This is a genomic window from Arthrobacter alkaliphilus (assembly GCF_021483235.1).
GTDB lineage: Bacteria > Actinomycetota > Actinomycetes > Actinomycetales > Micrococcaceae > Arthrobacter > Arthrobacter alkaliphilus.
Genome location: NZ_JAKEEC010000007.1, coordinates 134673 through 142083 on the forward strand (window position 1 = coordinate 134673; position 7411 = coordinate 142083).

The 7411-nt window shown below is 65.2% G+C and carries 6 protein-coding genes; 5 read left to right on the forward strand and 1 reads right to left on the reverse strand.

Translation table 11 applies throughout. The features are described 5' to 3' along the window. The first annotated feature begins 45 nt into the window (after positions 1–45). From L0B83_RS07625 to L0B83_RS07645, 5 genes are all read left to right on the forward strand, one after another. Positions 46–786, forward strand: a complete 741-nt coding sequence (locus L0B83_RS07625) for a copper homeostasis protein CutC (protein ID WP_234757805.1) — start codon at positions 46–48, stop codon at positions 784–786. A gap of 102 nt (positions 787–888) precedes the next feature. After that, complete coding sequence (locus tag L0B83_RS07630) at positions 889–2820, forward strand: DUF5107 domain-containing protein (RefSeq protein ID WP_234757806.1); 1932 nt, start codon at positions 889–891, stop codon at positions 2818–2820. A gap of 143 nt (positions 2821–2963) precedes the next feature. After that, complete coding sequence (locus tag L0B83_RS07635; RefSeq protein ID WP_234757807.1) at positions 2964–5198, forward strand: McrB family protein; 2235 nt, start codon at positions 2964–2966, stop codon at positions 5196–5198. Positions 5199–5289: 91 nt separating this feature from the next. Further along, positions 5290–6480, forward strand: coding sequence for a 5-methylcytosine restriction system specificity protein McrC (locus tag L0B83_RS07640; protein ID WP_234757817.1), 1191 nt, complete (start codon positions 5290–5292; stop codon positions 6478–6480). Between the two features lie 87 nt (positions 6481–6567). After that, positions 6568–6804 carry a PLDc N-terminal domain-containing protein gene (locus tag L0B83_RS07645; RefSeq protein ID WP_234757808.1) on the forward strand — a complete coding sequence of 79 codons (237 nt, stop codon included), beginning with the start codon at positions 6568–6570 and terminating at the stop codon, positions 6802–6804. Here L0B83_RS07645 and L0B83_RS07650 read toward each other — a convergent pair. Further along, positions 6746–7213 (reverse strand): very short patch repair endonuclease, encoded by a 468-nt coding sequence (locus L0B83_RS07650; protein ID WP_234757809.1) that lies wholly within the window; start codon positions 7211–7213, stop codon positions 6746–6748. The two genes, L0B83_RS07645 and L0B83_RS07650, sit on opposite strands and share 59 nt — an antisense overlap. Positions 7214–7411: the final 198 nt, after the last annotated feature.

The window sequence follows — 7411 nt, forward strand, 5'->3', positions numbered from 1 at the left end:
CCCGCACCCACGATTTGGCACTGCCGGTGGACGTAGAGTTTCCCCATGAAACTCGAGATCGTCGCCGTCGGTGCCCAGGGCGCCGTCGTTGCCGCGGAAGAAGGCGCCGACCGAATCGAACTGTGCAGCGCCTTGGAGCTCGGGGGACTGACCCCCAGCCAAGGCCTCATGGATGCCGCGCAGGAAGCTGCCGCCGGAAGGCTTGAGATCCACCCGCTCATCCGAAGCCGGCCGGGAGATTTCATCTACTCCGACACCGATGTGGACACCATGGAGCGGGAAATCCGGTTCCTGCTCGCCCAAGGGGCACACGGGGTGGTGATCGGAGTGCTCACTGCCGCCGGCGACATCGACGTGCGGGCGACTCGAAAGCTCGCAGCCGCGGCCTTGGAGGCCAACCCCGATGCCCATCTGACATTCCACCGGGCCATCGACCAAACCCCGGATCCGGCAGCCGCCGTCGAGCAGCTCGTGGAACTTGGCTTCACGCGAGTGCTCAGCTCCGGGGGAGCGCCCACCGTTGGGGCCGGGCTCACGACCCTCGAGCGCATGGTCCAGCGGGCGGCGGGGCGGATCGAGGTCATGGCCGGCGGCGGACTGGTTTTGAACGATATCCCGGCCCTGCACGCGGCCGGACTGAGCGCGGTCCATTTGTCGGCCAAGACCACGGTCTCCACGTGGAAGAGCCGGACCGGTTCCCTCGAGGCGCCGGGGCAGCAGGATCCGACGGCGTACATGGTCACCAACCGGGACGTGGTGAGGGCCGCCCGCGCCGCCTCCCGCTGACGCTCTTTACGGCCTACCGTGGACAGGCCTTTACAGGGCGGTGACTTGCGTCGAGGATAGATGAAACATTGCGATTGAAATGAGCCTTGGGGAGTCATAAAGATGCAAAACCTGCGTTTCGACACCATCACCCTGAACATGGCGGAATTGGGTCCCGAAAGCCCGCTGCCGGTGATCACCGCCGAACTGGACCAGCCATACAGGATCGGCGACGGCGTCCCGGAGGAACTGCAGGCCGCGGCCCGCTACGGCCAAGTGCCGAACATGTTCCCCTACCTGATGCAGGACGGCTACTCCCGCGAACGGACTGGCCACCGCGTACCCGCCGTCGTGCTTGAGAACAGCAAGCTGCGAGCCGTCGTCCTGCCTACCCTGGGTGGCCGGCTGTGGGAGCTTTTCGACAAAGCGTCGGGAAAGCAGCTCCTGCACACCCATGGGACCCTGCAGTTCGCCAACATAGCCCTTCGCAAGGCGTGGTTCGCCGGCGGGCTCGAATGGAACATCGGAACCCGAGGGCACTCACCCACCACGTGCGATCCGCTGCACACCGCCATCGTCAAGACACCCGAAGGCCATGACGTCCTGCGCATGTGGGAGTTCGAACGGCTCCGCGAGGTGGTCTTCCAAGTGGACATGTGGCTTCCGGAGGACTCGGACGCCCTGCTCACGGCCGTCCGCATCAGGAACCCCCATGACCACGAAGTCCCCATGTACTGGTGGAGCAATGCCGCCGTTCCCGAGACCCCGGAAACGCGCGTGATCGCTCCCTCCTCGGAGGCGTTCGGCAGCGACTACACCACAGATATCGCCCGTGTCCGCCCCACGGATCACGAAGGCATGGACGCCACCTGGCTGGTCAACAGCGCGCACGCCGCGGACTTCTTCTTCGATATCGAGCCCGGGCACCGGCATTGGATCGCCGCAGTGGATCACGACGGCGACGGCCTGGCCATGCTGTCCACGAGCCTCCTGCGCGGGAAGAAGTTGTTCGTCTGGGGCCAGGGCGACGGCGGAAAGCGCTGGCAGGAGTGGCTCAGCCCCGGGGCCGGCCCCTACGCCGAAATCCAGGCAGGGCTCGCCCAGACCCAGTTCGAGCATCTGGCCATGCCTGCCCGCGCCGAGTGGAGTTGGGTAGAGGCCTATGGCAACGCCAAGCTGGATCCCGCGATCTCCCACGACCGGGATTGGGACGGTGCCGTCGCCCATGCCAGCACGCGGCTTGAGGATCTCGTCCCGGATGCGGAGCTCGAAGACGCCCTCGCCGAAGCGACGCGGAACTTTGCCCTTGCTCCGGAGGAGATGTTGGTCCGCGGCAGCGCTTGGGGTGCGTTGGAGAGCGCCCGGTGGCGGCACTCGGGCCGCGAATGGGTGGACGAAACCGGTACGCCGTTCCCTCAAGATCCGACGCCTGAAGCCATCGAGCAAACCGGCCCGTGGCACAGCCTGCTTGATGGTGCGAGTTTCCTGGGCGCCGGGACCTTCGTGGCTGGAGCCGATTGGGAAGAACTCCTGGCCAAGGATGGCGGAGCGGAGGCCCAGTTCCATCTGGCCACGATGAAGCACGCCCGCCAGGACCTCGCAGGTGCGATCGCCGGATACGATTCCGCCCTGGTCGGCGAGGACCTCTCGCTCCGTTCGAGGGTCCTTGCCCTCCGTGGCCGGGCCCTTGCCCTGTTGTCCACCGACCAGCCTGACGAGGGCTTGGCTGAACTGGCGGTGGCGGCCCGGATGGATCCGTCAAACCTGCCGTTGCTCACCGAAGCCATGAACCTCAGCATCCGGCACGGTAGCCCGGCCCAAGCACTCGAGTTGGCGGTCGAGGCACCTGCCGGACTGTCCGACGTCGGACGCGTCCGCTTCCTGACGGCGCTCGCCCTCGCGGGGGTCGGCAAACGCCAGGCGGCCGCACAGATCTTGCGGGAAGGCGTCGAGATACCGGACATCCGGGAGGGTGAGGACGGGATCGCCGCCTTGTGGCAGGAAGTGTGCCCCGGGGAGCCGGTGCCGGCCCGCTATCGCTTCGGAATGCACTGAACTTCCGGGCCGCCTTGGCCCGGGATGCATGCGGCGGAAGGCGAGTTGTGGGGCCTGTGTGGCAGAAGGCAAGGCACGGGACGCCTGTGGCGGGGGTGCCGTTTTTTCTGGTGCCACCGTTCAGTTAAACCATGTAAGTTGGCATGGTGACTCCCTCCACCAAGACCCCACTGACCTGTGCCCCCGGTATCTCCAAGGAGATCGAAGATGCGGCGTGGTTCGTGCTGGGCCCGGGGCTGCAAGGCAAGGCTTCCGCGCTCGACGCCAGTACCCGCACTTGGACGGTGGACGCCGCCGGCGAGCTTCTGGAACGCCTGGAACGTGGCGTCGCAGACCCGAAGGCGCCCATGATGACCAATCTGCGCCAAAATCTGGAAGGAGCTTCGCGCGAGGCCAAGTTGCTCGCCGTCGAACTCCTCTTCCTGCAGTCCCTGCCGTTGGCGCACGAGGTCAAGTCGCTCAAGGTGAAGCGCGCCCGCGTTGCCGAAGCCGCGTCCTGGCTCGATCCCGAGCTTGAGCTTCCCAAGGAGTTGTACCAAGGCATGACCGATCACGGCGTGATCCGTGACCGGACCGCGGAATTCAACTGGACCATCTGGGACCACCTGACCTGGCTGTGCCGGTTCGTGGCGCACGTGGATGGCCAGTCCAACGCCAGCATCAACAAAGCCCTCAAGGACCCGCTGAAATTCCACGAACTCGCGGTGGCAACTCCCGAGGATCAGCCGGCCATCCGGCGCAGCATCGAATACCTGGTGTGGCCCAGCTACTTCGAGCCCGTGGTGGCCGACGTCGAGCGGCGCGAAATCCGGGACGCCTTCGCCTCGCTGGTCGGCGGGGCCCATGGCGAAACGGAAACCGACATCACCGCGGACGTCCACCGCATCCGGCTGTACTTGGACGAACAGGCTGGCCAGCGCATCGATTGGTACGACCGCCAGCTCGTCAGCCAGTGGCGCAAAGTGGGGGATCCCGGACGCCGGGCGTGGCTGCTGCGCACGCACCAGGACTCCGCCGAGCTCCTCGCCGCCTGGCGGGACGAGGAAAAGGCGACGCTCGACGTCGAACACCTCCGCGAACTCGCCCCCGGCGTAACAGCGGGCCTGGTGCAGCATGCCGTGGACGAGGACTACAAGCACCTCGGCTACGTGGAGCGGGAGGACACCAAAACCGCCGTGTTCGCGTTCCTGACCGTGATGAAGCCCGGCGACCTGGCGCTTTACCAGCACTCCGGAGCCATCAGGATCGGCGTGGTCCTGGGCGAACCGGAACACAACGAGGACAACCGCCGGCTGCGCCGCAAGGTGCGTTGGTTCGATGAGACCCACCCGATCGCCGAGGCCCCGCGACACGTCCAGCGCCAGCTCTCCACCTCGGGGATCGTTGTGGACGTCACGAGGGTCATCCAGTCTCTGCAGTCCCTCCTGCCCGCCGAAGCCGAGTCCGACGGCGAGGAAGCCGCCGCCCCGGACGCCGTCGTCGAGCCCGTGATTGAAGGGTTCCGCCCCCTCACCGAAGAGTTCGCAGCTTCCCTCCACATGGAGCTTGAGCCACTCAAGGAAATCGCCGACCTCCTCGAGGAGAACCGCCAACTGGTGCTCTACGGCCCTCCCGGAACGGGAAAAACCTACCTCGCGAAGCACTTGGCGGCCGAGCTCGCCGGTGACAGCACCGATGAGCGCGTCAAGCTGGTCCAGTTCCACCCGTCCTACGCGTACGAGGACTTCTTCGAGGGATACCGGCCGGACAAGACCGACGACGGCCAGGTGTCGTTCAAGCTCGTGGCCGGGCCCTTGCGCCGCCTGGCGGAAGAAGCCGCGAAGCCAGGGAACTCCAACAAGCCGTACTTCCTCATCATCGACGAAATGAACCGGGCCAACCTGGCGAAAGTGTTCGGCGAGCTGTACTTCCTTCTGGAATACCGTGACGACCGCATCTACCTCCAATACAGCCCCAACGAACCGTTCAGCCTGCCGGACAACCTCTACATCATCGGCACCATGAACACGGCAGACCGCTCCATCGCCATGATGGACGCGGCAATCCGCCGTCGCTTCGCGTTCGTGGAACTGCATCCCAAGGTGGAACCGATCCGCGGTTCGCTCCGGCGCTTCCTCGCGGCCCGCGGCTTGGACACGCTCAACGCGGACCTCCTGGATGCCCTGAACGACTCCATCGACGATTGGGACCGGGACCTGATGATCGGCCCCTCCTACTTCATGAAGAACGCGGCCCAGGATCCCGCCGGGCTGCGCCGGATCTGGAAGTACGAACTCATGCCACTCCTGGAGGAGCACTACCACGGGCAGTTGAACCGGGCCCAGCTGGAGGAGCGCTTCGGGCTGGACCAGTTGTTGGGTCGACTTGCAGTCCGCTAAGACCGCGCCACCGCGGCCGGCCCGCGCCCCGGCTATCGGAATGCCCGCGGTCCGCGCTTCAACGAAGGCTGCGGCTGTGCGGCACATCGTCATGGATGAGCTCTCCGGCGGGCTGGTGGAGAAGCTTGATGCGGACACCGCCGCCTTCCTCAACTCGAGCGGGCTGGCGAAAGCCTCGCCCATGGGGATGGGCCTCTACCGCATCGAGCCTGCAGGCAAGGTAGGGTCCGTCCGGACCCCGACGGTCCAATTCGAAGTACGGCCCAAAGACCGGCTTGGCTTGAACCGGCTGCTCTTCCTCTTGAGCTATGCCGGCGACCAGGGTTTTCGCGAGGATGCGGTTGCCGCCGTCGAGCACAAGGACCTGTGGAGCGCCCTCGCGGAGTCCCTTGCCCAGTTGGCGGAGCGGGCGCTCAGCCGCGGTCCGTTGCAGGGCTACCTCACTGTGGATGAGTCCCTCCGGACCGTGAAGGGCCGCATCCGGATCTCGGACCAGATCTCCCGCCGCCCCGGAATGCTGGTTCCGCTGGAGGTTTCCTACGATGAGTTCACTGAGGACATCGCCGAGAACCGCATCCTCCGAGCTGCCCTTGAACGGATGGGCAAGGTTCCGGGCGTCCGGCAAAACGTCCTGAGCCGCTTGCGGCAGCTCAAGGGAAAGCTCGACGCCGTCACGCGGCTGCAGTCCGGAGCGCCCCTCCCGAAGTGGCAGGCCAACCGGATGAACCTCCGCTACCACCCTGCCCTTCGCCTGGCGGAACTCATCCTGCGCAACGCTTCTGCGGAAGCGGGTGAGGGGAAGCAGCAGGCTGCCTCGTTTGTGGTGGACATGTCCACTGTGTTTGAGGAATTCGTGGGTGTGGCTTTGCGCCACGCGATGCGGGCACATCCGGGTGAAATGCGGCTTCAATACGGCGCCACGCTCAACGAAGCGGTGCGGGATTCGGACCGGCTCACTGTGCGCCCCGACGCCGTGCATTTCCTGGGCGGCAGGCCCGTGGTGGTGTACGACTCGAAATACGTCTCGGCTACGGATTCCGGAGCATCGTTGAACGCGGATCACTATCAACTCCTTGCCTACTGCACTGCCCTGCGGGTGCCCACGGCGTGGCTGGTCTACGCCGGCAAGGGAGAGATGAAGCTGCGGCGGATACTCAACACCGATATCGACATCGTGGAGTACCCGCTGGACCTGTCACTGCCGCCGGCCGAGATCCTTGCCTCCGTCGCGGACCTGGCACAGCAGTCCTGGGGAGAAGTGGTGCGCCAGGCGCGACTGTGAGGTGCCTGCTTGTTCCGTCGGGGCGTGTTCCGTCCGGGCGGCGGGGAGACTAGCCTGAAAGAGCAAGTCACCGCAGATGGAGGCATCATGCACGACAAGAAAAAGAAGAAGACCTGGAAGGACATGACCCCCGGGCAACGGGTGGGAGTGTTCGTGACAGGTGCAGTCCAGATGGGGTTGCTTGTCGCGGCGCAGCGCAGCATTTCCAAGACCCCGGCGGCCCAGATCAGGGGAAACAAGGCTCTTTGGCGGGCCGCAAGCTTCATCAATTTCTTCGGGCCGCTGAGCTATTTCCTGTTTGGCCGCCGTCGAGGAACTGCGTGAGCTGATTCTCCAAAGCCGAACGGTCCCGCATTTCGCACTCCCACACGGTGAGAACCTCCCATCCCGAGGCTCTCAGCAAATTGCGCTGCCCGGCGTCGCGCTCCCGGGTGCGGTTGCGCTTGGTTGCCCAGAAATCCGCGTTTCCCGTCGGTGCGTGCTGGCCGGCCTTGCAATCGTGGAAGTGCCAGAAGCAGCCGTTCACGAAAATCACTTTGCGCCGTCCGGCAAACACGAGATCCGGATTGCCCGGCAATTTCCCGCCCGCGGCCTGGCCATGGAGCCGGTAACGGTAGCCCTTCGCATGTAGGAGCCGACGGACCAAAAGCTCCGGCTTGGTGTTCTTGCCCCGGATCTTGGACATGTTCAGGCTGCGTTGCTCAGTGGTCAGCAGGTCGCGGCTCTCGCCCATATCCCCAGTCTACGCAGCGCACTTTCCCTCCGACGCCCGGTCACTTATGACGGTGCTTTCTCCGACGCCCGGTTAGATGTGTGGGTGCTTTCTCCGACGCCCGGTCAGATATGTGGGCACCCTTCCCGACGCTAGGTCACTTATGACGGTGCTTTCTCCGGCGGATTCCAGTGGTGGTTGCAACACGTCCTTTTATGC

What these genes read in the sequence shown, in the direction of transcription:
- L0B83_RS07625 (WP_234757805.1), top strand. Translation starts at nt 46, where the DNA reads ATGAAACTCGAGATCGTCGCCGTCGGTGCCCAGGGCGCCGTCGTTGCC.
- L0B83_RS07630 (WP_234757806.1), top strand. Translation starts at nt 889, where the DNA reads ATGCAAAACCTGCGTTTCGACACCATCACCCTGAACATGGCGGAATTG.
- L0B83_RS07635 (WP_234757807.1), top strand. Translation starts at nt 2,964, where the DNA reads ATGGTGACTCCCTCCACCAAGACCCCACTGACCTGTGCCCCCGGTATC.
- L0B83_RS07640 (WP_234757817.1), top strand. Translation starts at nt 5,290, where the DNA reads ATGGATGAGCTCTCCGGCGGGCTGGTGGAGAAGCTTGATGCGGACACC.
- L0B83_RS07645 (WP_234757808.1), top strand. Translation starts at nt 6,568, where the DNA reads ATGCACGACAAGAAAAAGAAGAAGACCTGGAAGGACATGACCCCCGGG.
- L0B83_RS07650 (WP_234757809.1), bottom strand. Translation starts at nt 7,213, where the DNA reads ATGGGCGAGAGCCGCGACCTGCTGACCACTGAGCAACGCAGCCTGAAC.